This is a genomic window from Streptomyces capillispiralis, assembly GCF_007829875.1.
GTDB classification, from domain to species: domain Bacteria; phylum Actinomycetota; class Actinomycetes; order Streptomycetales; family Streptomycetaceae; genus Streptomyces; species Streptomyces capillispiralis.
The window spans coordinates 6,102,887-6,129,146 of the sequence record NZ_VIWV01000001.1 but is presented as its reverse complement, the minus strand read 5'-3'; the positions used below and the strand labels follow the sequence as shown (position 1 = coordinate 6,129,146).

At 71.7% G+C, this 26,260-nt stretch carries 23 protein-coding genes; 11 read left to right on the top strand and 12 right to left on the bottom strand.

The window, feature by feature from the left end:
* Window positions 1-27: 27 nt before the first annotated feature.
* Entirely contained in the window at window positions 28-3,042 is a 3,015-nt protein-coding gene (gene uvrA, locus FHX78_RS26700) for an excinuclease ABC subunit UvrA (RefSeq protein WP_145869946.1), read from the bottom strand.
* A 223-nt stretch (window positions 3,043-3,265) separates the two neighbouring features.
* Between uvrA and FHX78_RS26695 the strand changes: the two genes are divergently transcribed.
* Together FHX78_RS26695 and FHX78_RS26690 are read left to right on the top strand one after the other, a co-directional pair.
* The gene (locus FHX78_RS26695; RefSeq protein WP_145869945.1) at window positions 3,266-3,955 is read left to right on the top strand and encodes a maleylpyruvate isomerase family mycothiol-dependent enzyme; all 690 of its coding nucleotides are present in this window, start codon (window positions 3,266-3,268) and stop codon (window positions 3,953-3,955) included.
* A 60-nt stretch (window positions 3,956-4,015) separates the two neighbouring features.
* Complete coding sequence (locus FHX78_RS26690) at window positions 4,016-4,672, top strand: MBL fold metallo-hydrolase (protein ID WP_145869944.1); 657 nt, start codon at window positions 4,016-4,018, stop codon at window positions 4,670-4,672.
* A 48-nt stretch (window positions 4,673-4,720) separates the two neighbouring features.
* On the opposite strand, the gene aroQ is transcribed toward FHX78_RS26690, so the two are convergent.
* The gene (gene aroQ, locus FHX78_RS26685) at window positions 4,721-5,194 is read right to left on the bottom strand and encodes a type II 3-dehydroquinate dehydratase (protein WP_145869943.1); all 474 of its coding nucleotides are present in this window, start codon (window positions 5,192-5,194) and stop codon (window positions 4,721-4,723) included.
* 196 nt (window positions 5,195-5,390) lie between these two features.
* On the opposite strand from aroQ, the gene FHX78_RS26680 reads away from it, so the two are divergent.
* Entirely contained in the window at window positions 5,391-6,437 is a 1,047-nt protein-coding gene (locus tag FHX78_RS26680) for a S66 family peptidase (RefSeq protein ID WP_145869942.1), read from the top strand.
* Between the two features lie 74 nt (window positions 6,438-6,511).
* On the opposite strand, the gene FHX78_RS26675 is transcribed toward FHX78_RS26680, so the two are convergent.
* The 6 genes from FHX78_RS26675 to FHX78_RS26650 form a co-directional block, all read right to left on the bottom strand.
* Window positions 6,512-7,615, bottom strand: a complete 1,104-nt coding sequence (locus FHX78_RS26675) for a calcium:cation antiporter (RefSeq protein ID WP_145869941.1) — start codon at window positions 7,613-7,615, stop codon at window positions 6,512-6,514.
* 285 nt (window positions 7,616-7,900) lie between these two features.
* On the bottom strand, window positions 7,901-8,902 hold the full coding sequence (locus tag FHX78_RS26670) for a TerC/Alx family metal homeostasis membrane protein (RefSeq protein ID WP_145869940.1): 1,002 nt from the start codon (window positions 8,900-8,902) through the stop codon (window positions 7,901-7,903).
* A gap of 289 nt (window positions 8,903-9,191) precedes the next feature.
* Entirely contained in the window at window positions 9,192-11,186 is a 1,995-nt protein-coding gene (locus FHX78_RS26665; RefSeq protein WP_145869939.1) for a TerD family protein, read from the bottom strand.
* A gap of 80 nt (window positions 11,187-11,266) precedes the next feature.
* Window positions 11,267-11,845 (bottom strand): TerD family protein, encoded by a 579-nt coding sequence (locus FHX78_RS26660; RefSeq protein WP_145869938.1) that lies wholly within the window; start codon window positions 11,843-11,845, stop codon window positions 11,267-11,269.
* A gap of 136 nt (window positions 11,846-11,981) precedes the next feature.
* On the bottom strand, window positions 11,982-14,132 hold the full coding sequence (gene uvrB, locus FHX78_RS26655; RefSeq protein WP_145869937.1) for an excinuclease ABC subunit UvrB: 2,151 nt from the start codon (window positions 14,130-14,132) through the stop codon (window positions 11,982-11,984).
* A gap of 40 nt (window positions 14,133-14,172) precedes the next feature.
* Window positions 14,173-15,024: an MHYT domain-containing protein gene (locus tag FHX78_RS26650; protein ID WP_145869936.1), complete on the bottom strand. Its 852-nt coding sequence runs from the start codon at window positions 15,022-15,024 to the stop codon at window positions 14,173-14,175.
* Between the two features lie 281 nt (window positions 15,025-15,305).
* On the opposite strand from FHX78_RS26650, the gene FHX78_RS26645 reads away from it, so the two are divergent.
* Entirely contained in the window at window positions 15,306-16,178 is an 873-nt protein-coding gene (locus tag FHX78_RS26645) for a glycerophosphodiester phosphodiesterase (RefSeq protein WP_145869935.1), read from the top strand.
* Between the two features lie 76 nt (window positions 16,179-16,254).
* Window positions 16,255-16,809 carry a methylated-DNA--[protein]-cysteine S-methyltransferase gene (locus tag FHX78_RS26640; protein ID WP_145869934.1) on the top strand — a complete coding sequence of 185 codons (555 nt, stop codon included), beginning with the start codon at window positions 16,255-16,257 and terminating at the stop codon, window positions 16,807-16,809.
* A gap of 40 nt (window positions 16,810-16,849) precedes the next feature.
* Here the strand turns inward: FHX78_RS26640 and FHX78_RS26635 are convergent, their stop codons facing one another.
* On the bottom strand, window positions 16,850-17,278 hold the full coding sequence (locus FHX78_RS26635; protein ID WP_145869933.1) for a VOC family protein: 429 nt from the start codon (window positions 17,276-17,278) through the stop codon (window positions 16,850-16,852).
* Between the two features lie 104 nt (window positions 17,279-17,382).
* On the opposite strand from FHX78_RS26635, the gene FHX78_RS26630 reads away from it, so the two are divergent.
* From FHX78_RS26630 to FHX78_RS26620, 3 genes are all read left to right on the top strand, one after another.
* Complete coding sequence (locus tag FHX78_RS26630) at window positions 17,383-18,291, top strand: pseudouridine-5'-phosphate glycosidase (protein ID WP_145872173.1); 909 nt, start codon at window positions 17,383-17,385, stop codon at window positions 18,289-18,291.
* On the top strand, window positions 18,273-19,220 hold the full coding sequence (locus FHX78_RS26625) for a carbohydrate kinase family protein (protein ID WP_145869932.1): 948 nt from the start codon (window positions 18,273-18,275) through the stop codon (window positions 19,218-19,220). The genes FHX78_RS26630 and FHX78_RS26625 overlap by 19 nt, the downstream gene beginning before the upstream one ends.
* A gap of 163 nt (window positions 19,221-19,383) precedes the next feature.
* Entirely contained in the window at window positions 19,384-20,511 is a 1,128-nt protein-coding gene (locus FHX78_RS26620; protein ID WP_145869931.1) for a magnesium and cobalt transport protein CorA, read from the top strand.
* A gap of 24 nt (window positions 20,512-20,535) precedes the next feature.
* On the opposite strand, the gene FHX78_RS26615 is transcribed toward FHX78_RS26620, so the two are convergent.
* Window positions 20,536-20,964 (bottom strand): CBS domain-containing protein, encoded by a 429-nt coding sequence (locus tag FHX78_RS26615; RefSeq protein WP_145869930.1) that lies wholly within the window; start codon window positions 20,962-20,964, stop codon window positions 20,536-20,538.
* Between the two features lie 142 nt (window positions 20,965-21,106).
* Window positions 21,107-21,739 carry a nucleoside/nucleotide kinase family protein gene (locus FHX78_RS26610; protein WP_145869929.1) on the bottom strand — a complete coding sequence of 211 codons (633 nt, stop codon included), beginning with the start codon at window positions 21,737-21,739 and terminating at the stop codon, window positions 21,107-21,109.
* A gap of 299 nt (window positions 21,740-22,038) precedes the next feature.
* Here FHX78_RS26610 and FHX78_RS26605 point away from each other — a divergent pair, with 299 nt between their 5' ends.
* The 3 genes from FHX78_RS26605 (at window position 22,039) to FHX78_RS26595 (ending at window position 25,081) form a co-directional block, all read left to right on the top strand.
* Window positions 22,039-22,737: a DUF2293 domain-containing protein gene (locus FHX78_RS26605; RefSeq protein ID WP_145869928.1), complete on the top strand. Its 699-nt coding sequence runs from the start codon at window positions 22,039-22,041 to the stop codon at window positions 22,735-22,737.
* Window positions 22,738-22,962: 225 nt separating this feature from the next.
* Complete coding sequence (locus FHX78_RS26600) at window positions 22,963-23,445, top strand: anthrone oxygenase family protein (RefSeq protein WP_145869927.1); 483 nt, start codon at window positions 22,963-22,965, stop codon at window positions 23,443-23,445.
* Window positions 23,446-23,590: 145 nt separating this feature from the next.
* The gene (locus FHX78_RS26595; RefSeq protein WP_145869926.1) at window positions 23,591-25,081 is read left to right on the top strand and encodes a glutamate synthase subunit beta; all 1,491 of its coding nucleotides are present in this window, start codon (window positions 23,591-23,593) and stop codon (window positions 25,079-25,081) included.
* 298 nt (window positions 25,082-25,379) lie between these two features.
* Here the strand turns inward: FHX78_RS26595 and FHX78_RS26590 are convergent, their stop codons facing one another.
* Window positions 25,380-26,183, bottom strand: a complete 804-nt coding sequence (locus FHX78_RS26590) for an SAM-dependent methyltransferase (RefSeq protein ID WP_145869925.1) — start codon at window positions 26,181-26,183, stop codon at window positions 25,380-25,382.
* Window positions 26,184-26,260: the final 77 nt, after the last annotated feature.

The window sequence follows — 26,260 nt, the reverse complement described above, 5'->3', positions numbered from 1 at the left end:
CGGCACGGCGCGTGTCGCTGTCGCCGGTCAGGCCTTGGTGGCCCGGGTCGTCCTCTTCGCGGTGGTCTTGGTGGCCGTCTTCTTGGCGGCCGTGCCGTCGACCGCCTTGGTGGCCGTCTTCCTGGTGGTCGCCTTCGCGGCGACCGTCTTCTTCGCGGCCGTCTTGCGCGGGGCGGGCACCTGGCTGGCGTCGCTGATCCGCTCCGCTCCCAGGACCTCGCGCAGGAACTTGCCGGTGTGACTGGCCGGCACGCCCGCGACCTGCTCGGGCGTGCCCTCCGCGACGACCAGGCCGCCGCCCGAGCCGCCCTCGGGTCCCATGTCGACGACCCAGTCGGCGGTCTTGATCACGTCGAGGTTGTGCTCGATGACGATGACCGTGTTGCCCTTGTCGACCAGGCCGGCGAGGACCTTGAGCAGCTTGCTGATGTCCTCGAAGTGCAGGCCGGTGGTCGGCTCGTCCAGGACGTAGACGGTGCGGCCGGTGGAGCGCTTCTGCAGCTCGCTGGCGAGCTTGACGCGCTGCGCCTCACCGCCGGACAGGGTGGTCGCGGACTGGCCGAGCCGGACGTAGCCGAGACCGACGTCGTTGAGCGTCCTGAGGTGGCGGGAGATCGCGGGGACCGCCTCGAAGAAGTGCATGGCCTCTTCGATCGGCATGTTCAGCACGTCGGCGATGGACTTGCCCTTGTAGTGGACCTCCAGGGTCTCCCGGTTGTAGCGGGCGCCGTGGCAGACCTCGCACGGGACGTACACGTCCGGGAGGAAGTTCATCTCGATCTTGATGGTGCCGTCGCCCGCGCAGTTCTCGCAGCGGCCGCCCTTGACGTTGAAGGAGAAACGGCCCGGCATGTAGCCGCGCACCTTCGCCTCGGTGGTCTCGGCGAACAGCTTGCGGACGTGGTCGAAGACGCCGGTGTACGTCGCGGGGTTGGAGCGCGGGGTGCGGCCGATGGGCGACTGGTCGACGTGGACGACCTTGTCGACGAGGTCGTCGCCGTCCACGCGCGTGTGCCGGCCGGGGACGCTGCGGGCGCCGTTCAGCTCGCGGGCCAGGTGCGTGTACAGGATGTCGTTGACCAGCGTGGACTTGCCGGAGCCGGAGACGCCGGTGACCGCGGTGAACACGCCCAGCGGGAAGGACACGTCGATGTCCTGGAGGTTGTTCTCGCGGGCGCCGTGCACCGTGAGCCGGCGCGACGGGTCGTGCGGGCGGCGGATGTCGGGCAGCGGGATGGCCTTCTTGCCGGCCAGGTACTGGCCGGTCTGCGACTCGGCGTTGGCGAGCAGTTCCTTCAGGGAGCCGCTGTGCACGACCTTGCCGCCGTGCTCGCCCGCGCCGGGGCCGATGTCGACGATCCAGTCGGCGACCTTGATGGTGTCCTCGTCGTGCTCGACGACGATGAGCGTGTTGCCCATGTCGCGCAGCCGGACCAGGGTCTCGATCAGCCGGTGGTTGTCGCGCTGGTGCAGGCCGATGGACGGCTCGTCGAGGACGTAGAGCACGCCGACGAGTCCGGAGCCGATCTGGGTGGCCAGGCGGATGCGCTGGGCCTCGCCGCCGGAGAGGGTGCCCGCCGCGCGGTTGAGCGAGAGGTAGTCGAGCCCCACGTCGACCAGGAACCGCAGCCGTTCGTTGACCTCCTTGAGCACGCGCTCGGCGATTTTCTTGTCGCGGGCGGTGAGCTTCAGCTCGCCCAGGAAGTCCGCGCAGTCGCTGATGGACATCCCGGAGACCTCGGCGATGGACTTGCCCATGACGGTGACGGCGAGGACGACCGGCTTGAGCCGGGTGCCCTCGCAGGAGGGGCAGGGCACCTCGCGCATGTAGCCCTCGAAGCGCTCGCGGCTGGCGTCGCTCTCGGCCTCGCTGTGCCGGCGCTTGACGAAGGGGACGGCGCCCTCGAAGGCCGTGGTGTACCGGCGCTCGCGTCCGTAGCGGTTGCGGTAGCGGACCTCGACCTGGGTCTTGTGGCCGTGCAGCAGGGCCTTCTTGGCGCGCTGCGGCAGGCCCGCGAAGGGGATGTCGGTGCGGAAGCCCAGGGCGTCGGCCAGGGCGCCGATCAGGCGGTCGAAGTAGTCCTTGGTGTGGCCGTGCGACCACGGGTGGATGGCGCCCTCGTCGAGGCTCTTGTCCGGGTCGGGGACGATCAGCTCCGGGTCGACCTCCATGCGCGTGCCGATGCCGGTGCACTCGGGGCAGGCGCCGAAGGGCGAGTTGAAGGAGAAGGAGCGCGGCTCCAACTCCTCGAAGGACAGGTCGTCGTACGGGCAGTACAGGTGCTCGGAGTACATCCGCTCGCGCTCGGGGTCGTCCTCGGGGAGGTCGACGAAGTCGAGCACGACCATGCCGCCGGACAGCCCGAGGGCGGTCTCCACGGAGTCGGTGAGGCGCCGCTTGGCGCCGTCCTTGACCGTGAGGCGGTCGACGACCACCTCGATGGTGTGCTTCTCCTGCTTCTTCAGCGTGGGCGGGCTGGAGAGCTGGATGGTCTCGCCGTCCACCCGCGCGCGGGAGTAGCCCTTGGTCTGGAGGTCGGAGAAGAGGTCGACGAACTCGCCCTTGCGCTCGCGCACCAGCGGGGAGAGCACCTGGAAGCGGCTCCCCTCCGGCAGCTCCAAAACCTTGTCGACGATGGCCTGGGGCGACTGGCGGGAGATCGGCCGGGAGCACTCGGGGCAGTGCGGCTTGCCGATGCGGGCGAAGAGCAGGCGCAGGTAGTCGTAGACCTCGGTGATGGTGCCGACCGTGGAGCGCGGGTTGCGCGAGGTCGACTTCTGGTCGATGGAGACCGCCGGGGACAGGCCCTCGATGAAGTCGACGTCGGGCTTGTCCATCTGGCCGAGGAACTGCCGGGCGTACGAGGAGAGCGACTCCACGTAGCGCCGCTGCCCCTCGGCGAAGATGGTGTCGAAGGCCAGCGAGGACTTGCCCGACCCCGACAGGCCCGTGAAGACGATGAGCGAGTCGCGCGGGAGGTCGAGCGAGACGTTCTTGAGGTTGTGCTCGCGCGCTCCACGGACGATGAGACGGTCGGCCACGCCGGTCCGCACCTTTCTTTGGAGAAGTGACAGGGGCGGGGCCCCCGTCCTTCTCAGACTAGGGGGAGCCACTGACAACGCCGGTTCGGATTCACGGGTTGTCAACAAACCCCGGCTCTCCAGCATGCCCGACGCCGCCCCCGACCATATAGCACGTGCATTCGATTCTGGGCACGGGTTCGCCACCTTCACCCGAAGGTGTGACGGGACTAGGGTCAGCACCATGATTGATCACGCTGATGACCTGGCGTCTGTACAAGCAGCGACGGAGCGGCTGCTCACCGCGGTCGCCGCACTGGACAACGCGGCTGTGACCCAGTCGTCACGCCTTCCCGGCTGGACCCGCGGTCATGTGCTGGCCCACCTCGCCCGCAACGCCGACGCCCTGGTGAACGTCCTGGAGGGGCGGCCCATGTACGTCTCCGGCGAGGCCCGGGACGCCGAGATCGAGCAGGGAGCGCCGCGTCCCCTCGACGCGCACCTCGCCGACCTGCGACAGAGCGCGGAGCGCTTCCGCGCGGTGGGCACGGCCCCGGCCGACTGGTCGCGCACGGTGGAGCTGCGCAACGGGGTCACGGACCGGGCGGAGCGCGTTCCGTTCCGGCGCTGGATCGAGGTGGAGCTGCACCACGTGGACCTCGGGATCGGCTACGAGCTGGAGGACCTGCCGTCCGCCTTCACGGAGCGGGAGATCGGCTTCCTGGCGGCACGGTTCGACGGCCACCCGGAGGTGCCCGCGACGACCCTGACCGCCGCGGACGGCCGGACCTGGACGACCGGCGGCGGGGCGGAGGGCGGCCCGGTCTCGGTCGAGGGGACGGCCGCGGACCTGCTGGGCTGGCTGGCCGGCCGCCGGGACGGCTCCGCCCTCGCGGTGAAGGGCGGCGCACTTCCGGCGCTTCCTCCTCTCTAGCCCCCGTTCGGTCCCGGGGCCGGGACGACCGGCGCGGCTTCCCGCTATAGGCTGACGGCCATGACGTACAGCGGTCGGGTGACGGTCGGCGGCCCAGCCGACGTGCACGAGCTCAAGGACCTGATGATCACCAAGGTCGCGGTCGGCCCCATGGACAACAACGCCTATCTGCTGCGTTGCCGGGCCACCGACGAACAACTGCTGATCGACGCGGCCAACGACGCGAAGACCCTGCTGGGCACGATCGGTGACGACGGCATCGCGTCCGTCGTCACCACCCACCAGCACGGCGACCACTGGCAGGCGCTCGCCGAGGTCGTGGCGGCCACCGGCGCCCGCACCCACGCCGGCCGCGACGACGCCGAGGGCATCCCGGTGCCGACCGACGTCCTGGTCGACGACGGCGACACGATCCGGGTGGGGCGGGTGGAGCTCACCGCCCGTCATCTGGTCGGACACACTCCCGGCTCCATCGCCCTCGTCTACGACGACCCGCACGGGCATCCCCATGTGTTCACCGGGGACTGTCTGTTCCCGGGCGGTGTGGGCAACACCCGCAAGGACCCGAAGGCGTTCGCCAGTCTGATCCACGACGTCGAGACGAAGATCTTCGACGTGCTCCCGGACGAGACCTGGGTCTATCCGGGGCACGGCAACGACACCACCCTGGGCGCCGAGCGCCCGCACCTGCCGGAGTGGCACGCGCGGGGCTGGTGAGCGCCGGCCGCCGGCGCCGGTAAGGAAGGCCCGCTTGGCGGACGGGGCTTACGCCTCGGCGAGTCCCGGGCCGGCCAGCGCCGCGATCCGCTCCACCGCGAAGACGTATCCCTGCACTCCGCACCCCGCGATGACCCCGTCGGCGCGCAGTGAGACGTAGGAGTGGTGCCGGAAGGACTCGCGGCGGTGGATGTTGGAGATGTGGACCTCCATCACGGGCAGTCCGTCACAGGCGTTGAGGGCGTCCAGGATCGCGACGGAGGTGTGCGAGTAGGCGCCGGGGTTGATGACGATGCCGCAGTGGTCCAGCCGCGCCTCGTGGATCCAGTCCACCAGCTGGCCCTCGTGGTTGGACTGGCGCAGGTCCACCGTGCCGCCGTGGGCCGCCGCCGCCTTGGCGCACAGCCGCTCGACGTCGGCGAGCGTGTCCGAACCGTAGATCTCCGGCTGGCGCTGTCCGAGCAGGTTCAGATTGGGGCCGTTGAGGATCATGATCGGTGCGTTGGCCAGGGTGCGGGGCACGGTTCCTCCGGTCCGTCGGGGTGGGCGGTCCTCGCCGGAACCGCCGCTCGCCCCCGGTCTATCACGGTGTGCCGCGCGGCCACCGGGCGCCTCAGTCCTGTCCGGGGGATCACGCCGCGGCCCCGGATCCCGTGCCGGCAAGAAGCAGCCCCCATTTCCCGTGCCCCGGCCGAACGCCAGGCCATAGCCTCTGCGCATGGCCGACGTCCTGTATCCGCCCAAGCCCTCGCCGGGCGACCGTGTCGCCGTGATCTCGCCGTCCTCCGGTCTCCCGGGTCTCTTCCCGCTCCCCTACGAGCTGGGGCTGAAGCGGCTGCGGGAGGAGTACGGGCTGGAGCCGGTCGAGTACCCGGCGACGCGCACCATGGGTTCGACGCCCCAACAGCGCGCCGACGACCTCCACGCCGCCTTCGCCGACCCCGCGGTCAAGGCGGTCTTCGCCTCGGTCGGCGGCGACGACCAGATCACCGTGGTGCCGTTGCTGGACCGGGAGGTGATCCGCGCCCATCCGAAGCCGTTCTTCGGCATGAGCGACAACACCAACCTGCTCGCGTTCCTGCGCGAGACGGGGATCGTCGGGTTCCACGGCGCGAGCGTGATGGTCGAGCTGGGCCGTCCCGGGGCGATGCACCCGCAGACCGCCGACTCCCTGCGGGCGGCACTGTTCACCCCGGGCCCGTACGAGCTGCGCCCCGCGGAACGATGGCGCGACGTCGACCGGGACTGGGCGGACCCGGCGACCTTCGACGCGGAGCCGGAGACCCGGCCGGGCACGGGCTGGACCTGGCTGAACGCCCACCGCGTGGTCGAGGGCCGCACCTGGGGCGGCTGTCTGGAGATCGTCGGCTGGATGCTGATGGCCGGCCGCGGGCTCGCCCGGGACCTGTCGGAGTACGACGGCGGTGTGTTGTTCCTGGAGACCTCGGAGGAACTGCCGGGCGCCGAGGAGGTCTTCCGCACCCTGCGGAACATGGGTGAGCGCGGACTGCTCGCGCGCTTCTCGGCGCTCCTCATGGGTCGCCCCAAGACCTGGTCATTCGGGCGGCCCCTCGCCCCGGAGGAGGGCGCGGCCCACGCGGCCGAGCAGCGCGCGGCCGTGACCCGGGCGATGCGGGCCTACGCGCCCGAGGCCCTCGTCGTCTTCGACGTGGACCTCGGGCACACCGACCCGCAGCTGGTCATCCCCTACGGCGGGCTGGTGCGGGTGGACGGACCCGCCCGGTGCATCACCGTCACGTACTGACGCCGCCCGCCGTCCGGTCCGCGGTTGATCAGCCGTTCCGGGACCGACCGGCCGCCGGGGGCCGGTCAGCCTGGCTAGGGGTTGATCGCCAGCTCCAGATAGGCCGCGAGCAGCACCAGGTGGACGCCTCCCTGGAGCGGTGTGGCCCGCCCGGGGACCACGGTCAGCGCGCTCACCACCACGGTGAGGGCGAGCAGCACCATGTGGGTGTTGCCGAGGCCGAGGACGAGCGGGCCGGGCAGCCACAGGGAGGCCAGCGCGACGGCGGGGATGGTCAGGCCGATGCTGGCCATCGCCGAGCCGAGCGCCAGGTTCATGCTGGTCTGCACCTGGTTGCGACGGGCGGCGCGCACCGCGGCGATGGTCTCCGGGAGGAGGACCAGCAGGGCGATGATCACACCGACGACGGAGTGGGGAAGCCCGGCCGCGTCCACTCCGGACTCGATGGTGGGCGACACGCCTTTGGCCAGGCCGACGACTCCGACCAGGGCCAGGCCCAGCAGTCCCAGACTGATCAGGGCGGTGCGCGTGGACGGCGCCGGGGCGTGCTCCTCCTCGGCGGTGGCCGCCTCGTTCTGCCGGGATATCGGCAGGAAGTAGTCGCGGTGCCGGACGGTCTGGGTCGCGACGAACAGCCCGTAGAGACTGAGCGAGGAGACGGCCGCGAACGTGAGCTGCACGGTGGAGAACTCCGGGCCGGGCTTGCTCGTGGTGAACGTCGGCAGAACGAGGCTGAGGGTCGCCAGCGTCGCCACCGTGGCGAGTGCCGCTCCGGTGCCTTCCGAGTTGAAGACCGCCGTGCCGTGGCGCAGGGAGCCGACGAGCAGACTGAGCCCGAGGATGCCGTTGCAAGTGATCATCACGGCCGCGAACACGGTGTCCCTGGCGAGGGTCGCGCTCTTGTCCCCGCCGTCGAGCATCAGGGTGACGATGAGCGCCACCTCGATGACGGTGACGGCGACCGCGAGGACCAGGGAGCCGAAGGGTTCGCCGACCCGGTGGGCAACCACCTCGGCGTGGTGCACGGCCGCGAGCACCGCCCCCGCCAGGACCAGGGTCACGACTGCGACGAGCCAGCCGGGCAGGTCGCGTCCCCAGGTCAGGACCAGCAGGACTACGGCGAACACCGGCACCAGGGCCGTCCACTGTGCCGCGAGTGGCCTGAGCCGAGCGGTCATGGGGCGATCGTCGCAGACGTGATGGGGCGTCGCACCTTGTCGGTGTCTTCCGCCCGGGGGCCGACCGCGATGGGTGTGCCGGGGGCCGCCGCCGGCCGGCGGGCCCCTCCGCTGCGCCATCCTGATCGTCTCGGGGTCATCATGGTCACGCATGGCCTCCTCGTACGAGTCGTGTTCGGTCGGCGCCGCCGGGCGGCGCGGGTGGAAACGAACGGGCGCCGGGAGCGGTGGTCGGCGATGTGCTGACCTCTGCTCCCGGCGCCGGTGTTCCCGTGTCCGACGGGGTCAGACGTCGATGTTGTCCTTCTCGGCGCTCTCGCCACGGCCGGCGGCCGCCTCGGCCTCCGCCTGCTTGCGGGAGGCCCGCAGGCTGGTGATCGTCGTGATGATCAGGACCGAGCAGATCACGCCCAGCGAGACGGGGATGCTGATCTCGGGCACGTGCACCCCGGACTCGTGCAGCGCGTGCAGCACCAGCTTCACGCCGATGAAGCCCAGGATGATCGACAGGCCGTAGGACAGGTGGACCAGCTTCTTCAGCAGGCCGCCGATGAGGAAGTACAGCTGCCTGAGACCCATCAGCGCGAACGCGTTCGCCGTGAACACGATGTACGGGTCCTGCGTCAGACCGAAGATCGCGGGGATCGAGTCGAGCGCGAACAGGACGTCCGTGGTGCCGATGGCGAGCATCACGACCAGCATCGGGGTCATGACCCGCTTGCCGTTCTGCTCGATCCACAGCTTGGTGCCGTGGTAGCGGTCGGCCACGCCGAAGCGGCGCTCGGCGGCCTTGAGCAGCTTGTTCTCCTCGTACTCCTCGTCGTCCTCGTCGGCCCGGGCCTCCTGGATGAGCTTCCAGGCGGTCCAGATCAGGAAGGCTCCGAAGAGGTAGAACACCCACGAGAAGCTGGCGAGGATCGCGGCGCCCGCGGCGATGAAGATCGCGCGCAGCACCAGCGCTATGAGGACGCCGATGAGAAGCACTCGCTGCTGGTACTGCGACGGCACCGCGAACTTCGCCATGATCAGGACGAAGACGAAGAGGTTGTCGACGCTCAGCGACTTCTCGGTGATGAAGCCGGCGAAGAACTCGCCGGCGGGCTGGCCCCCGCCGAAGACCAGCAGGCCGAGCCCGAAGAGCGCGGCCAGGACGATCCAGACGACGGTCCAAATACCGGCTTCCTTGATGGATACGTCATGCGGCTTGCGGCCGATGAAGAAGTCGACCGCGATGAGGGCGCCAAGGCCCACGATCGTCAGGACCCATAGGGTCAGGGAAACATCCACTGCGCCTCCGGCAGATACGTCACACGGCAAATGTCAGCGTCGTCGCTGCCGGAGGTCTCTTCCACCCGGGTCTCCGGCGCTTGGCTGCGTCCGGACGATCCGTCGGGCCGACGCCCCGGGATCTGGCCTGATCCGTATTGACGGGGTCGCCGCACAGACAGGGAGTACTCCCCTCCGTGCGGTCGAGAATACCCCAATCACCAAGGATTGGTAAAGGGCTGGGTAAAGGAACATACAAAGCCCCTGTTCACGGGGCTTTACGTGCGCTTGGTCCAGGCGGGCGAGGAGGTCACCGGTTCCAGGTGCGACGGGCCGCCGCGACCTGGGTGAGCACCTGGTGCAGCACCTGGCTGCCCGGCGGCACCAGGGGCGGCTCATAGGTCCAGGCGTGCCCGACCCACGGGTCGGCCAGATGGTCGTCGGCCACCGCGGTCAGTCGCAGCAGCGAACGCCACAGCGGGTCGAGGAGCGGACCGTAGCCCGCGGACTCCTCCCGGTCGGCGACCATCATCAGGTGGACACCGACGGACGGTCCCTCGTCGGCGAGGTAGCGCAGCTGGTTCACGGCCCGGTCGTCGAAACCGTGCGGGAAGTCGTTGACGATCAGCAGCTGCTGTGAGGTGTCGAAACCGGGAGGCAGCGCGTCCGGCGCGCCTCCGCGCAGCGCCATCTGCACCAGGTCGACCCGCTGGGTGAGCCGGCCCAGCACCTCCGTCACGCCCGCGGCGCCCTGGGCGGGCGGGGCCGCCAGCACACCGGTCTGCGTCAGCGGCGCCAGGGCCTGCGCACCGGAGCCCGCGGGGTCGATGACGTGCACGGTGAACTCACCCGCCGGGTACACGGCGAGCAGCCGGGCCGCGTGGGCCACCGCCGTCTCCATCGCGAGACGCCGCATGTCGTGCGAGTCGGTGAACGAGCCGTCGAGCGAGTCGGTCCGTCCGCTGTCGATCCACAGACCGCGCTCCAGCGGCAGCCTCAGCAGCATCGGTATGCGGATCCGCTCGGCCTCGGGAAGGCGCAGGTCGCCCAGGCGCAACGCCATGGGGATCTCCATCGGCACCCGGTAGGCGTGCCAGACGGGGTTGTCCCAGCGGGCGAAGGCCGCGGGCAGGGCGGGCTCGACGACCTCGGCCTCGGCGACGAGCTGGGCGAGGTCCCGGTCGAGGACGTCCCGCGCCTGGCCGACGAGCTGGGAGTGCCGGGCACGGGCGGCCTCGCGGGCGGCGTCGCCCTGGCCGCCGATCCGGCTGCGCGGGTCGGACAGGGCCTGCTCCAGCTCCTTGTCCATGCGCGACTCGGCGAAGTCGACGGCGCTGCGGTAGGCGGCGGTGGTGCGGGCCAGGTCCTCGAACATCCCCCAGACCTGGTTGTAGAGCCGCTCCTCCATGGACCAGCCGGTCGCGTCCCCCGCGACGGGCTGCGCCGGCTGACCGGGCCGGGTCGGCGGCACGGCCGGCGGAGGGGGCGGCGGGGCCGAGGTGCGCCGGCCGGGGTGGCTGTAGTCGACCGGGCCGCCGCCGGTGGCCGCGGACGGGTCGGTGCCGCCCGCGCCTCCGTAGGCGGGCTGCGGTCCGCCGGCCGGCTGTCCGCCGTACGTCGGCTGGGCGGGAGCCGGGGCGCCCTGGGGCGCCGTGCCTCCCTGGTCGGGGCCGAGCGCGGGGGCGGCCGCCTGCCGGGAGCGGTCGCCGTCGGACGGGCGGGGCGGGGGCGCCTGCACGGAACGGGCGAGGCCGCGCGCGACGGCCTCGTGGATGCTGCCCGCGAGCTGCGCGGCCCGGGGCAGGCCCTGGTCGGTGAGGAGGTCGGCCAGGCCGCCCGCGTAGCCCTGGCCGACGGCGCGCACCTTCCAGGCGCCCTGCCGCCGGTAGAGCTCCAGCGCGACGACTGCCGACTCGGCCTCCAGGCCGGTGATGGTGTAGCTGGCGACCTCGTCGCCGTCCAGGCCGGTGACGGCGACGAAGGGGGCCGCCACGGCGCCGAACCGGGCGGGGCCCGGGCCGCCGTCCGGGGCGGGCAGGGCGAGCAGCACACTGACGCGGTGGACCGCGTCCGTCATGGCGTCCAGGTCCACCGCGAGGCGGTGGTCGGCGGCCGCCTGACGCGACACCTCCAGACCGGGCTGGGTGGGGGCGCCCGGATGGGCCACCCATTCCACCCCGTGGATCCGGCCGTCCTCGTCGCCGAGCGCGGCAACGGCCACGATCGGCGTGCCGGCCGAGATCCTGATCTCCAGACGGGACTGGGAGAGCGGGTGGTTCTGTCCCCGCACCAGCTCGGCCGTCATCGCCTTCGTCCCCCTGTGTCGCTGTGATGTGTCGTGTGGCTCGCGCCGGACCCACCCCGGGGCGGCGCCGCCTACGGTGCCTAGAGGACCGGCAGGATCGCCGGCATCAGGTCCTGGAAGGTGCGGCCGTTGGCCGGGTTGCCCAGGGCCGTCATCGTCCAGCTGGTGCCCGTGCGGTGCACCTTCGCCATGATCTGGGCCGTGTAGGCGCCGCCGCCGGCCAGCGTGTAGCGGGCCAGCTCCTGGCCGTTGGTCTCGTCGACGAGGCGGCAGAACGCGTTCTGCACCTCCTGGAAGGTCTGGCCCGTGAAGGAGTTCACGGTGAAGACGATCTGGTCGATGTGGACCGGGACGCGCGAGAGGTCGACGAGGATGGCCTCGTCGTCGCCGCCCTGGCCGACACCGCCGACGAGGTTGTCACCGGTGTGGCGCACGGAGCCGTCGTCGCTCACCAGGTGGCGGAAGAAGACGACGTCGACCGGCTGCTTGTCGGCGAACAGGACGGCCGAGGCGTCCAGGTCCACCTCCCGGGTGCGCGAGCCGAACAGGCCCCGACGGGGAGCCGCCTGCCAGCCGAGACCCATGCGCACCGCGGTCAGGCTGCCGCCGTCGTTCTTCTGCAGACTGATGGCCTGACCCTTGGTCATGTTGACGGTCACGTGCTGATTCCCCTCTCGGACTGTCCCCTGTTACCGCGGAACCGCGGTTGACCAGAACACTACGCAGGGGCACTGACAGTGACGTACCCAGGTCCGCACTTTGTGTCGTTCTTGCAACACATCCCGTGCGGGGCCGTCAGGACAGGCCCGCCTCCCGCATCTGCCGCAGTTCCTTCTTCATCTCGGACACCTCGTCGCGCAGCCGGGCAGCGATCTCGAACTGCAGGTCGGCCGCGGCGGCCCGCATCCGCGCGGTGAGTTCCTCGATCTGCTCGGCGAGTTCGGCGGCGGGGCGATCGGTGGGCACCGTCTCCGCGGTCTTGCCCCTGGCTCCCTTGGCGCTCTTCGCGCCCTTGGCCGCCTTGCCGCCGAGGGCGGGCACGGGCGCCTTGGTGCCGCCGCCGTCCTTCTTCGCCTTGCGGTAGCCCGAGCCGAGCAGCTGATCGGTGTCGATGTCCTCGCGGGCGATCTGCGCGACGATGTCGTTGATCTTCTTGCGCAGCGGCTGCGGGTCGATGCCGTTGGCCCGGTTGTACGCGACCTGCTTCTCCCGGCGGCGGTTGGTCTCGTCGATGGCCTTCTCCATCGCCGGGGTGATCTTGTCGGCGTACATGTGGACCTGGCCGGAGACGTTGCGCGCGGCGCGGCCGATGGTCTGGATCAGGGAGGTGCCGGAGCGCAGGAAGCCCTCCTTGTCGGCGTCGAGGATCGCCACCAGGGACACCTCGGGCAGGTCGAGGCCCTCACGCAGCAGGTTGATGCCGACGAGGACGTCGTACTCGCCGCTGCGCAGCTCCCGCAGCAGCTCCACCCGGCGCAGGGTGTCGACGTCGCTGTGCAGGTAGCGCACCTGGATGCCGAGTTCCAGGAAGTAGTCGGTGAGGTCCTCGGCCATCTTCTTGGTGAGCGTGGTGACCAGGACGCGCTCGTCCTTCTCCACCCGGGTGCGGATCTCGTGCACCAGGTCGTCGATCTGGCCCTCGGTGGGCTTGACCACGACCTCGGGGTCGACCAGGCCGGTGGGGCGGATGATCTGCTCCACGACACCGTCCGAGCGGGAGAGCTCGTACTGGCCGGGGGTGGCCGACAGGTAGACGGTCTGGCCGATGCGCTCCTGGAACTCCTCCCACTTCAGCGGGCGGTTGTCCAGGGCGGAGGGGAGCCGGAAACCGTGGTCGACGAGGGTGCGCTTGCGGGAGGCGTCGCCCTCGTACATGGCGCCGATCTGCGGGACGGTGACGTGCGACTCGTCGATGACGAGGAGGAAGTCGTCCGGGAAGTAGTCCAGCAGCGTGTTCGGCGGCGAGCCGGGCGCGCGGCCGTCGAAGTGCATCGAGTAGTTCTCCACGCCGGAGCAGGAGCCGATCTGGCGGAGCATCTCGATGTCGTACGTGGTGCGCATCCGCAGGCGCTGGGCCTCCAGGAGCTTGCCCTGCTTCTCCAGCTCGGTCAGACGCTCGCCGAGCTCCTTCTCGATGTCGTTGACCGCGCGCTCCAGGCGCTCGGGGCCCGCGACGTAGTGGGAGGCCGGGAAGACGTACAGCTGCTGGTCGTCGCTGATGATCTCGCCGGTGAGCGGGTGCAGCGTGGACAGCGCCTCGATCTCGTCGCCGAACATCTCGATGCGGACGGCGAGCTCCTCGTAGACCGGGAAGATCTCGATGGTGTCGCCCCGGACGCGGAAGGTGCCGCGGCTGAAGGCCATGTCGTTGCGCGTGTACTGGATGTCCACGAAGCGGCGCAGCAGTTCGTCCCGGTCGAACTCGTCGCCGACGCGGAGGGGGACCATGCGGTCCACGTACTCCTGCGGCGTGCCGAGGCCGTAGATGCAGGAGACGGAGGCGACCACGACGACGTCCCGGCGGGTGAGCAGCGAGTTGGTCGCGGAGTGGCGCAGCCGCTCGACCTCCTCGTTGACCGAGGAGTCCTTCTCGATGTAGGTGTCCGACTGCGGGACGTACGCCTCGGGCTGGTAGTAGTCGTAGTACGAGACGAAGTACTCGACGGCGTTGTTCGGCAGCAGCTCGCGGAACTCGTTGGCCAGCTGGGCGGCCAGAGTCTTGTTCGGCGCCATGACCAGGGTGGGCCGCTGGAGCTTCTCGATCATCCACGCGGTGGTGGCGGACTTGCCGGTGCCGGTCGCGCCCAGCAGGACGACGTCCTTCTCGCCGGCTTCGATGCGCCGGGCGAGGTCGGCGATGGCCGCGGGCTGGTCGCCGTTGGGCTGGTAGGGGCTGACGACCTCGAAGGGCGCCACCGAGCGTTCGATCTGGGAAACGGGCCGCATGCCATCCACCGTACGACCCCCCACTGACAACCGGTCCGGATCAGCGTCGCTGCGGGGTCCTGGGGCGGTCTTCCACGGGACCGCGGGCCCGCAGCCGTGAGCGCTCGACCGGGGAGTGGGCGGGGATGCCGGGCTTGTGCTCGGCCGGGGGCGCGGGGGGTCCGGCCGCGACGATCAGCGGGTCGAAGACCACCACGACGCCCGCGAGGACGAGGAGGGCGAGCGGGCCGACCATCATCGGCCCGAGCAGGGCGGCCGCGGACTCCCCCGTGACCGGGTCCGCCGTGCCGTGGACGTGGACGTCGAGGGCGGCCATGCCGGTGTAGTGCATGCCGGTGACCGCGAGCCCCATGACGAGACTCGCGCCCACGCTCCACAGGAAGCCCCTCGCCTGTCCGGCGGCCCACAGGGCGGCGCTGGCCGCGGCCATGGCGATGGCCACGGAGGCGGCGACGGTGACGGTGTCGTACTCCAGCCGTCCGTCGAGGCTCATGCCGGCCATGCCGAGGTAGTGCATCGAGGCGATGCCCAGGCCGGTGACGGTGCCCCCGGTGAACAGGGCCGTTCCGGAGGCACCCCGGTAGCCGACGATGAACACCCCCGTGCCCACCATGACGACGGCGACGGCCAGGCTCGCCAGCGTCATCGTCCGGTCGTAGTGGATCGGTGTGCCCTCGATGGTGAAGCCCATCATCGCGATGAAGTGCATCGTCCATATGCCGGAGCCGATGGCCCCGGAGCCCAGGGCGAGCCAGCCGGGACGCCAGGACCGGGGCACCACCATGGCCCTGGTGATGCAGCGCAGGCCCAGGGCACCGCCGAGGCAGGCCATCAGGTAGGCCACCAGCGGTGTGACCAGGCCGTAGCTGAATCCGTCGACCGTGCTCTGCATGCGCGGCTGCCCTTCCCGCCCTGTGCGTCCCTCGATTTCCCGGAGTGAGCCCCCTCCCCAGGACCGCGACGGCGGCCAGGGTTGACGCAGAGAGTATGACCCCCACCGGAATGGTCGAACGACTTTCCGGCAAAGAAACACGCCCTTGCCCCAGGTGTGTGGCACCAGTGTGCGTAGTCCGGGCAACGGCGTTCAATCTGTGGCCATTCCGTACCCGCCTCGCGTTGACGATCCGCTGTCACAGTTGAGCTGACCGTGATCGTCCGACGCGAGGAGTACGCATGCACGCACGCGCTGTCGCCGCCTCGGCCACCGCACTCCTGGGAACCGCCGCCCTCCTGCTTCCGCTCTCCCCCGCGCGGGCCGCCGACAGCGGTGCCCGCCCCGTGGTCGTGGCCCACCGGGGCGCCTCCGCCTACGCGCCCGAGAACACCCTGGCGGCCGTCGACAAGGCGGCCGCGCTCGGCGTGGACTGGGTGGAGAACGACGTCCAGCGCACCAAGGACGGTGAACTCGTCGTCGTCCACGACGACAGCTTGCAGCGCACGACGGACGTCGAGGAGGTCTTCCCCGACCGGGCCCCGTGGAAGGTGAGGGACTTCACCGCCGCGGAGATCGCCCGGCTGGACGCCGGCAGCTGGTTCGACCCCGCGTACGCGGGCGCGCGCGTGCCGACGCTGGAGCAGTTCGTGCGCCGTGTCGAGCGGTACGACCAGAAACTGCTGCTGGAGATCAAGAACCCGCAGCTGTATCCCGGCATAGAGCGGCAGACCCTCAAGGTGCTGAGCAACGAGGGGTGGCTGGACCGCCCGCATGTGCGGCACCGGCTGATCGTGCAGAGCTTCGGCGCGGACAGCGTACGGACGGTCCATGACCTCGAGCCCGGGGTGAAGACCGGGTTCCTCGGGACGCCGCCGGTGGCGGACCTGCCCGCGTACGCGGCGTTCACCGATCAGGTCAACCCGTCGCACGGCTCGCTCTCGTCCGGTTACGTCGCCGCTGTGCAGGCCTTCCGGGGGCCGCACGGCAAGCCGCTGGAGGTGTTCACCTGGACCGTGAACGACGCGGACACCGCCCGGAAGGTCGCCGGGTTCGGGGTCGACGGGATCATCACCAACACGCCCGACGTGGTGCGGGACGCGGTGGGCGGCTGAGGCGGCTGGAGCGTCCGGCCGTGCCGCCGTCCCCTTCGCCCCGGCGTTGTCAGTGGCGGGTCGTACGGTGGGGCGCATGGACAGCCATGGGCAGTACGGGCAGCGGGTCGTGTGGGCCGTCGTCGGCACCGGCATCGGCCCGCTGCTGCTGGCCGCGACCCGTGAGGGCCTGGTCAACGTCGTGTTCCACGCCACGGACGAGGTGCGTGACAGCGCCCTGGAGCGGCTGGCGTCCCGGCTCGGCGCCGAGCCCGTCGAGGAGCCCGGCTCCCCGCTGCTGGCCGAGGCGATACGTCAGGTCGAGGCGTACTTCGCGGGCCGTCGGCAGGGGTTCGATCTGCCGCTGGACTGGTCGCTGATCTCCGGTTTCCACCGCGAGGTTCTGCGGGAGCTGGCCTCCGGTGTGCCGTTCGGGACGGTCGTGGGGTACGGCGATCTGGCCGGCCGGGTCGGTCAGCCCGGCGCCGCCCAGGCGGTGGGTATGGCGATGGGCGCCAATCCGCTGCCGGTGGTGGTGCCCTGCCACCGGGTCGTGGAGAGCGGCGGCGGCATAGGCGGGTTCGGGGGCGGTCTGGAGACCAAGAGACAGTTGCTCGCGCTGGAGGGCGTGCTGCCCGAGCCGCTGTTCTGACGGTCCGGGCGGCACGGCACTCCAGGCACCGGGTCCTCGGTCAGTCGTAGTGCCGCGCCTCGAAGACGTTGCCGTCAGGGTCGCGGAAGTAGAAGCTGCGCTTGGCCGGTCCGCGCGCGCCGAAGGAGTCGTACGAGAGGTCCGTCACGGGTACGGAGTGCTCCTCGAGGCGACTGCGGAGGGCGTCGAAGCGGTCGGCCGGCAGCGACAGGCACACGTGGTTGACGGGGTGTCCGGAGCTCTCGGCGGCGCCGGGAAGCATCGTCATGCGTTCCGCCATGGCCAGCGGCATGAGGTCGAGGATGGTCTCCTCGTTGACGCGTACGGAGGGGAAGGGCGCTTCGCCCACGGAGAAGGCGGCGAGCCTGACCGGCTCCAGGCCCACGGCCTTCTCGAAGAAGCCGGCGGCGGCGATGGGATCACGCACCCACAGGACTACGTGGTCGAAGCGAGTCGTGTTGTCCGTCATGGCTGCCAGCCTCCGTGATGTCCGTGACGGCGCGCAAGGGGTTTGGTCCGGGGCACGGGCCGCCAGAGATGAGGGAGAACCGGCAGACAGGAGACAGGCGCGTGATGCTCAGGGTGTCCGAAGAGGTACGGGAGGCGGTCGCCGCGCGTCGGCCGGTGGTGGCCCTGGAGTCCACGATCATCGCGCACGGGCTGCCCCGGCCGCGCAATCTCCGGGTGGCGCTGGAGCTGGAGGCGGCCGTGCGGCAGGAGGGCGCGGTCCCGGCGACGATCGCCGTGCTGGACGGCCGGCCCCGGATCGGCCTGGACAAGGGGGAGTTGGAGCGGGTCGCCAACGAGGACGGCATCCGCAAGCTGGGCCATCGTGATCTGCCGCTCGCGGCCGCCTCGGGGGCGAGCGGGGCGACCACGGTGTCGGCCACCGCTCTGCTGGCGGCGCTCGCGGGCGTGCGGGTGTTCGCCACCGGGGGGCTCGGCGGGGTGCACCGGGAGTGGACGGTGACCCAGGACGAGTCGGCCGACCTGGGGCTGCTGGCGCGTACGCGGATCACCGTGGTGTGCGCGGGGGTGAAGTCGATCCTGGACGTGCCGGCGACCCTGCAGCGGCTGGAGACGCTGGGTGTCGCGGTCGCCGGGTACGGCACGGACCGTTTTCCCGGCTTCTATCTGTCCGACTCGGGTCATCCCGTGGACTGGCGGCTGGACACCCCGGGGCAGGTGGCGGATGTCATGCGGGCGCAGGACGCGCTCGGCGGGCCGAGGTCGGCGCTGATCGTGGCCAACCCGGTGCCCGAGGCGGAGCAGTTGGATCCGCGGGTGCACGCGCGGGTGCTCGACGAGGCGCTGCGCGCGTGCGAGGCGGAGGGCGTCACCGGTCAGGGGGTCACGCCGTTCCTGCTGGATTATCTGGTCCGCCATACCGACGGGGCCTCGCTCGCCGCGAACCTGGCGGCGGTCCGGGGCAACGTGCGGCTGGCGGCGCGCGTCGCGGCGGCGTGGGCCGGCGGGGAGTGACGGGGGCGGTGGGGGACGGGGCGGTGCGGGACGGGGCGTTACTGGTCGTCGGTGACGTGATCACGGACGTGGTCGCCCGGCACCGGGGGCCGCTCGCCCCGGGGACGGACACGGCGGCGGCGATCCGTACGGTGCCGGGCGGCGCGGGCGCCAACGTGGCCTGCTGGGCCGCCCGTCGGGGCGGTGCCGAGGTGCGGCTCCTCGGGCGGGTGGGTGCGGACGCGGCTGCCTGGCACGAGCGGAAGCTGGCCGCCTGCGGGGTCCTGCCCCTGCTGGTGGTGGACGAACAGGCTCCCACGGGGACGGTGATCTGCCTGGTCGACGAGGGCGCGGCCGCCGAGCGGACCTTTCTCACCGACAGCGGCGCCTCGCTGCGGCTGGGCCCCGGTGACTGGTCGGACGCGCTGCTGGACGGAGTGGCGCGGTTGCATCTGTCGGGTTATCTCCTGTTCACCGAGGCGAGCCGGGCGTTCGTCGCGGTGGCGGTCAAGGCGGCGCGGGCGAGGGGGGTGCCGGTGAGTCTGGATCCGGCGTCGGCCGGGTTCCTCGGGGAGCTGGGGGCCGGCCGTTTCCGGTCACTCGTCGAGGGCGTGGACGTCCTGCTGCCCAGCCGCGACGAGGCCCGCCTGCTGACGGGGGTGTCCGATGCGGCGGAGGCCGCCGCGCGGCTGAGCCGGCTGGTGCCGCTGGTGGTGGCCAAGCAGGGCGCTCGGGGTGCGCTGCTCGCCCGGTCCGGCGAGGTGTACGCCCGTGTCCCCGCCGTACCGGCGACGCCGCGGGACACCACGGGTGCCGGTGACGCGTTCACGGGCGCGTTCCTGGCGGCCCTGCTCGCGGGCGCCGACCCGGAGCGGGCGGCGGCGGAGGGGTGCGGGGCGGGCGCGCTGGCGGTGGAACAGATAGGGGGCCGCCCGCCGGCTCCGGCCTGACGAACGGGCGCCCCGCCACCCGAACTCCCTTTGTCCACAGGCGGGAACCAAGCGGAATAAGTGATTCCCACAGGGTCGCGCACGACTCGTCCAGGACTGGCAGACTGGCGCGCCAGGCGCGGGAAACAGGTACGGCGCGGGGGAACCACGCAAGGAGAGCCAGATGTCCATGGCAGGGAATCTGCGGAAGGTCACGAGTCTGGGCAGGGCCGGCGGACTGCGCCGGGTGGCCCGGCTGGCCCGGCGGCGTCCCCGGGTGGACCTGAGTCACCCGGCGCGCTCCCCACTGGGCTCCTCGGTGGTCAACTGCGTGACGTACCGGGACGGTCACCGCACCGCCGCGCGCGGGGACCTGGTGGACGCCGTGAAGCACGTGCGCAAGAGCGGGGAGGGCTTCGTCTGGCTGGGCCTGCACGAGCCGACCAACCGGGAGTTCGCGGGCATCGCCGAGCTGTTCGACCTGCATCCGCTGGCGGTCGAGGACGCCGTCGAGGCCCACCAGCGGCCCAAGCTGGAGCGCTACGGAGAGACGCTGTTCGCCGTGTTCAAGACGGTCTGCTACGTCGAGCACGAGGAGCTCACCGCCACCAGCGAGGTGGTGGACACCGGGGAGATCATGGTGTTCCTCGGCGAGGACTTCGTGATCACCGTGCGGCACGGACGGCACGGCTCGCTGGGGCCGCTGCGCGAGGGGCTGGAGTCCGATCCCGAGCAGCTCGCCAAGGGCCCGTCCGCGGTGCTGCACGCGATCGCGGACCATGTGGTCGACGACTACCTGACCGTCATCGACTCGGTCCAGGAGGACATGGACGAGGTGGAGACGGAGGTGTTCGCGGAGCACGGCGCCCGGGTCGATCCGGGCCGCATCTACCAGCTCAAGCGGGAACTCCTCGAGCTGAAGCGGGCGGTGGTGCCGCTCGGCCGGCCGCTGGAGGAGCTCGCCACCCGGCCCGTGCGGGCGGTCGCCCCGGAGATACAGGCGTACTTCCGTGACGTCTCCGACCATCTGCAGCGGGCGAAGGAGCAGATAGCGGCCTTCGACGAACTGCTCAACTCCATCCTCCAGGCGCACCTGGCGCGGGTGACGGTCGCGCAGAACGAGGACATGCGCAAGATCACCGCGTGGGCGGCGATCATCGCCGTGCCGACGATGGTCTGCGGGATGTACGGCATGAACTTCGACCACATGCCCGAGCTGCACTGGCGGTACGGCTACGGCATGGTCATCGGGGTGATATCCGTGGCCTGTGCGGTGCTGTACCGGGCGTTCCGGCGCGGCGGCTGGCTCTGAGGGCCACCCCGGTGCGGGCGGGGATCAGCCTTCGGTGGTCCTGGCATAGACGTTCTCGGCCCAGGTGGCGATCTGGTCCTCCGTCAGGTGCCGGGCGAGGTCGGCCTCGCTGATCATGCCGACGAGGCGCTTGCCGTCGATGACGGGCAGCCTGCGGATCCGGTGGGTCTGCATCTCCCGGAGGACGTCGCCGATGTCGGCGTCCGCCTCGATCCAGCGCGGGGTGCCCTTGGCCATCTCCCCCGCGGTGACCCGGGAGGGGTCGTGCCCCAGGGCGACGCAGCCGACGACGATGTCCCGGTCGGTGAGAATGCCGCACAGCCGCTCGTTCTCGTCGCTGATGGGCAGCGCGCCGACGTTCAGCTCACGCATCAACTGGGCGGCGCGGTCGAGGGTTTCGTGCGCGGGGATCCACTGGGCACCGCGGTGCATGATGTCTCCGGCGGTGGTCATGGGCTACCTCCCGGTGCCGGACGGCCGGCGCGGCGCGGGGCGCACCGCGAGTACCGGCGCTCTTCATTCTCGCCGTGCCGTCCGGGGACGGCACCCGGAGGACGGTCCGCACCGGGACCACCGCCCGCCCTCCCCGCCGGCCTCAGCCGCGCCACGCCGGATGGCGGGGATCGTCGGCCCGCACCAGCACGTCGGCGGAGCCGGCCGGGTCGGTCTCCTCGGCGTAGCGGGCGAAGGCGGGGAGGGTCCAGTGCTCGGCCTCGGGGGTACGGCGGCGCAGGGCGGCCGGGGAGAGGAGGACGTGGACGGTCAGGTCGAAGGGGAACCAGTGCCGCAGGAGGAGGGGACCGTGCAGCAACAGGACACCACCGGGCGGGAGTTCGGCGTAGGGACTGCGGGTGGCGCGGTCGGTGACGGGATCCCACAGGTCGGGCAGGACCCGTCCGCTGCCGCCGGGTTCGAGGGGACCGAACACCTCGCGCCAGAGGGCTCCGGTGTCGTACCAGCCGCTGTAGTAGGACTCCACGTCCCGGTGGCCGTACTCGAGCCGGACGGAGGCGGGCCGCAGGAAGCCCTCGGTGCCCACGACCAGGGAGGGGCGGCCGCGTATGCGCAGCGCCTCGGCCACCCGCTCGGCGAGGTCTCCCGGACGGGCGGCCGGAGCGCCGTCGAGGGCGACCCGGGGCCAGGGGCCGCCGTCGGCCGTCTTCAGCTCCAGCAGGCGCTCGGCGAGGAGGTCGCCGAGCCGGTCCCAGGTGATCGCTTCGAGTCGCACACGGCCATGATGCGCCAGCGGCCGGTCGGGGCGCTCGGGTCAGTTGATCAGGAACGGATCAGAAACGGTCCAGCCACTCGGGTCACATGTCCGGACGATGCGGACCGGCCCGACGGCCGGCACATGACCGAACGCGGTCCGGTGGTCGGCGGGCGATCCGGCGAGCGATCCGGCCGGCGGCAGGCGATCCGGCGAGCGATCCGGCCGACGGCGAGCGATCCGGCGGGCGATTCGACAGTCGGCGGACGGTTCGGCGGGCGGTGCGTGGCTCGGGTCCCGTCGGGGGGAAGGAACCAGGCATGGCGCCCCGCACAACTCCGCTCCCGGCCAACGGGATTGTCGTCCACCAGCCGCTCAGAGGTCGGCACTGCGCGGGCTGCCGTCGTGGCCCGCTCCCCCTGCTGGTCATGGAGAACGGAGTGCCGCGCTGCCTCGACTGCGCCGATCTGGGCCACCTCGTCCTCCTGCCGCGCGGCGACACGGCGCTCACACGCAGATCGCGGGAGGAGAGCACGCTGTCGGCGGTGGTCGTGCGGTTCAACCGGCGCAGGGGCCGGTACGAGCGGCAGGGCGTGCTGGTGGAGGAGGACGCGCTGGCCCGGGCGGAGCGGCGCTGTCTGGCGGACGCGGAGGCGCGTCGTCGGCGCCGGTCCCGGGACGCCCGGCGGCGGGCCGCCGAGGACGCGCGGTTCGCGGAGGCGTTCGCGGCGGAGATACGGCGGCTGTTCCCCGGCTGCCCGGCCGAGCGCGCCCGGGCCGTGGCCACGCACGCCTCGGTCCGGGGCAGCGGGCGGGTGGGCCGGAGCGCGGCGGGGCGGGCACTGTCCGAGGGGGCCGTGACCGCGGCGCTCACGGCGTCCGTGCGGCATCTGGACACGCCGTACGACCGGCTGCTGATGAGCGGGGTGCCGAGGGACGAGGCGCGGCGGCGGATCGCGGCGGCGGTGCAGACCGTACTGCGGGGCTGGTCCGAGGGCGGGCTGGGCTCCACCGGGTGACGCGGATCGCGCTCCGTCCGGGTACCACCCGGAGCCTCGTCCGGCCCCTCGCCCGAAGCGTCGCCCGGGCGGAGGTCCCCTGGACGCTCGCGCATGGGTCCGCGCCGCTCGGCCATGGCCCGGCGGGCCCGGGTGGAGTGCACTGGGATGACGGCGGTGACAGTGGTGACAGCGGTAACGATGGTGGCCGGGAAGGGATCTCGGTCACCGGACGGGGGTGAGGACATGATCGACGGGCCGTACTTCGTGCTGACGGTGCTGGGCGTGCTCGGGACCGGGCTGACGGCCGGGGCCTTCTACGCCTTCTCGGCGTTCGTGATGAGAGGGCTCGCGGCCCTGCCGCCCGCGCAGGGCGTGGCCGCGATGCAGGCGGTCAACGTGTCGGCGGTGCGTCCCGCCTTCATGCTGCTGTTCCTCGGCTCGACCGTGCTGTGCGCGGTGATCACGGTGGTGACGTTCGTGCTGTGGCCGGAGGAGGGGACGGTCGAACTGCTGGTGGGTGGCGTCCTGTACCTGATCGGATCGTTCGGGCTGACCGCGGTCGCGAACATACCGCGCAACGACGCGCTGGCCGGGCTGGAACCGGGCAGTCCGCAGGCGGCCGCGTACTGGCCCGTCTATGTGCGCGAGTGGACCATGTGGAACCACGTCCGTGCGCTCGCCTCGGCCGGAGCGGCACTGGCGTACCTGCTCGCCCTCACCACCTGACGAACCCGCCGCACCCGTGCCCGGCGGCTTGCGGGAAGCGCCGTCCGGGCACTCTGCGGGCGCGGCCGGGCGGACGTATCGTGGCCGGAAGAGTGCCGCCCGACGACGCACGGCCTGTCACCCCGCGCACGCAAGGAAGACGGCCATGGCCGACCCCAAGGGTTTCCTGACCACGCCCCGCCAGGAGTGGCCGCGCAGGCCCGTGGCGGAACGGGTCCGCGACTGGAACGAGGTCTACGTCCCCGGGGCGCTGCTGCCCCTCGTCAGCGGACAGGCCGACCGTTGCATGGACTGCGGTGTCCCCTTCTGCCACGACGCCTGTCCGCTGGGCAATCTGATCCCCGAGTGGAACGACCTGGTGTCCCGGGAGGACTGGCGGGCGGCGGCGGAACGGCTGCACGCCACCAACAACTTCCCCGAGTTCACCGGCCGGTTGTGCCCGGCGCCCTGCGAGGCGGGGTGTGTGCTCGCCATCAATCAGCCGGCGGTCACCATCAAGAACGTCGAGTGTGCGATCGCCGACCGTGCCTGGGAGGAGGGCCTCGCGCCGCCGGCCCCGCCGGACCGGCTCTCCGGCCGGACGGTCGCGGTCATCGGCTCGGGTCCCACCGGGCTGGCCGCGGCTCAGCAGCTGACCCGGGCCGGTCACACGGTCGCCGTGTACGAGCGGGACGACCGGATCGGCGGGCTGATGCGGTACGGCATCCCCGAGTTCAAGATGGAGAAGCACCATCTGGACCGGCGTGTGGCGCAGATGCGGGCGGAGGGGACGAGGTTCCGTACGTCCACGACGGTCGGGCGCGACGTGGAGGCGGCGGAGCTGAGGGCCCGTTACGACGCGGTGGTGATCGCCACGGGGGCGACGGCGTGGCGCGAACTGGCCGTTCCGGGCAGGGAGCTCGCCGGTGTCCACCAGGCGATGGAGTACCTGCCGCTGGCCAACCGGGTGCGCGAGGGGGATCTGGAGTCGTCGCCGCTGTCCGCGGCGGGCCGGCACGTCGTCATCGTCGGGGGCGGTGACACGGGCGCCGACTGCCTGGGCACGGCCGTGCGCGAGGGGGCGGCGTCGGTCACCCAGCTCGACATCTACGGCCGGCCGGACGACGAGCGCGACGAGGACGCGGAACCCTGGCCGACGTACCCCAAGCTGTACCGGCTGTCCGCCGCGCACGAGGAGGCCCGCGACCTGCGGACCGCCCCGGCGGCGGACGCGGACGCGCGGCTGTTCGCGGCCTCCACGCTGCGCCTCACCGGGGACGCGGACGGGCGGGTGCGCTCACTGCACCTGGTCGAGGTGGACGCCGGGCGCCGGTCCGTGCCCGGTTCCGAGCGGACGCTGCCCGCCGATCTCGTGCTGCTCGCGCTCGGCTTCTCGGGGCCCGGCCGGGGAGACGGGCTCATCGATCAGCTGGGCCTGGAGCTGGAGCCCCGCGGCACGATCGCGCGGGACGCGGACTTCGCCACCAACGTGCCGGGCGTCTTCGCGGCCGGGGACGCCGCGCGCGGGCAGTCACTGATCGTGTGGGCCATCGCGGAGGGCCGTGCGGTGGCGGCGGCGGTCGACCGCCATCTGACCGGCGGCACCACGCTGCTCCCCGCCCCGATCAGCCCGTACGACCGGCCGATGACGGCCTGACCGTCCCCGTACGGCGGTGACGTGCTGGGGCGTCGCTCACCGGACGGGCGGGGCCCGGCCGTGCTGTCTCGGGCCGACGACGACCACCTCGAAGGGGTCGTGCCAGGGCCGGGACGCGAAGCCCGGCGGTGCCGGTCACCCGTGGCCGGGATGCGCGGCCCCGGCGCTCACGGACGGCGCCGCGCCCGCACACGACGGCGGCCCGCCGTGCGGGACACGGCGGGCCGCCGGGGCGGAGTGGTGCCGGAACGAAGGACCCGGACGAGGACGTCGAGCGGGCCCCACCACTCCGCCGGGTTCACGGCTTGCGGGCCACCGCCCCGTAGCCCGGGATCACCCCGTCGTCCTGCCCCGGGACCGGCTCCCCCAGCTCCGGGTGCCACAGGTGGGGCACCTGGACGCCGGGGTCGACCAGGTCGAGGCCGTCGAAGAAGCGGGTGAACTCCTCCCGGGAGCGCAGCGCCAGCGTGACGCCGGCGGCCTTGAGCTTCTCGGTGGCCGCCTTCGACTCCTCGGGCGTGAAGTCGGCCGTCGCGTGGGTGACGACCAGATGGCTGCCGGAGGGCAGTGCGTCCAGCAGCCGCCCGACCAGCTCGTGCGCCCCGTCCTCGTCGGAGACGAAGTGCAGCAGCGCGATGAGCGACAGCGCGACCGGCCGGGTGAAGTCGAGGACCTTCCGCGCGCCCTCCAGGATGGCGTCCGGTTCCCGCACGTCGGCCTGGAGGTATTCGGTCACCCCCTCGTCCGTGCCGCGCAGCAGGGCCGCCGCGTGGGCCAGCACGATGGGGTCGTTGTCGCAGTACACGACGCGGGCGTCCGGCGCGATCTCCTGGGCCACCTGGTGCAGGTTGGGCTCGGTGGGGATGCCGGTGCCGACGTCGAGGAACTGGCGGACGCCCTGGCCGGCCAGCCAGCGCGTGGCCCGCTGCATGAACGCGCGGTTCACGCGCGCCATCACCGGGACCCTCGGGTCGAGGGCCAGCATCTGCCGGCCCATGGCCTCGTCGACCGGGTAGTTGTCCTTGCCTCCGAGGTACCAGTCGTACATCCGCGCGGGGTGCGGCCTGCTCGTGTCGATCTCCACGGGGTGCTGCCCGGTCATGACGGACTCCATAAGTCTCTGCAAAAGTTAGTGATCAAGTCAGTGCCACATGAGAAGAGCGGAAGAGTGAAACAAAA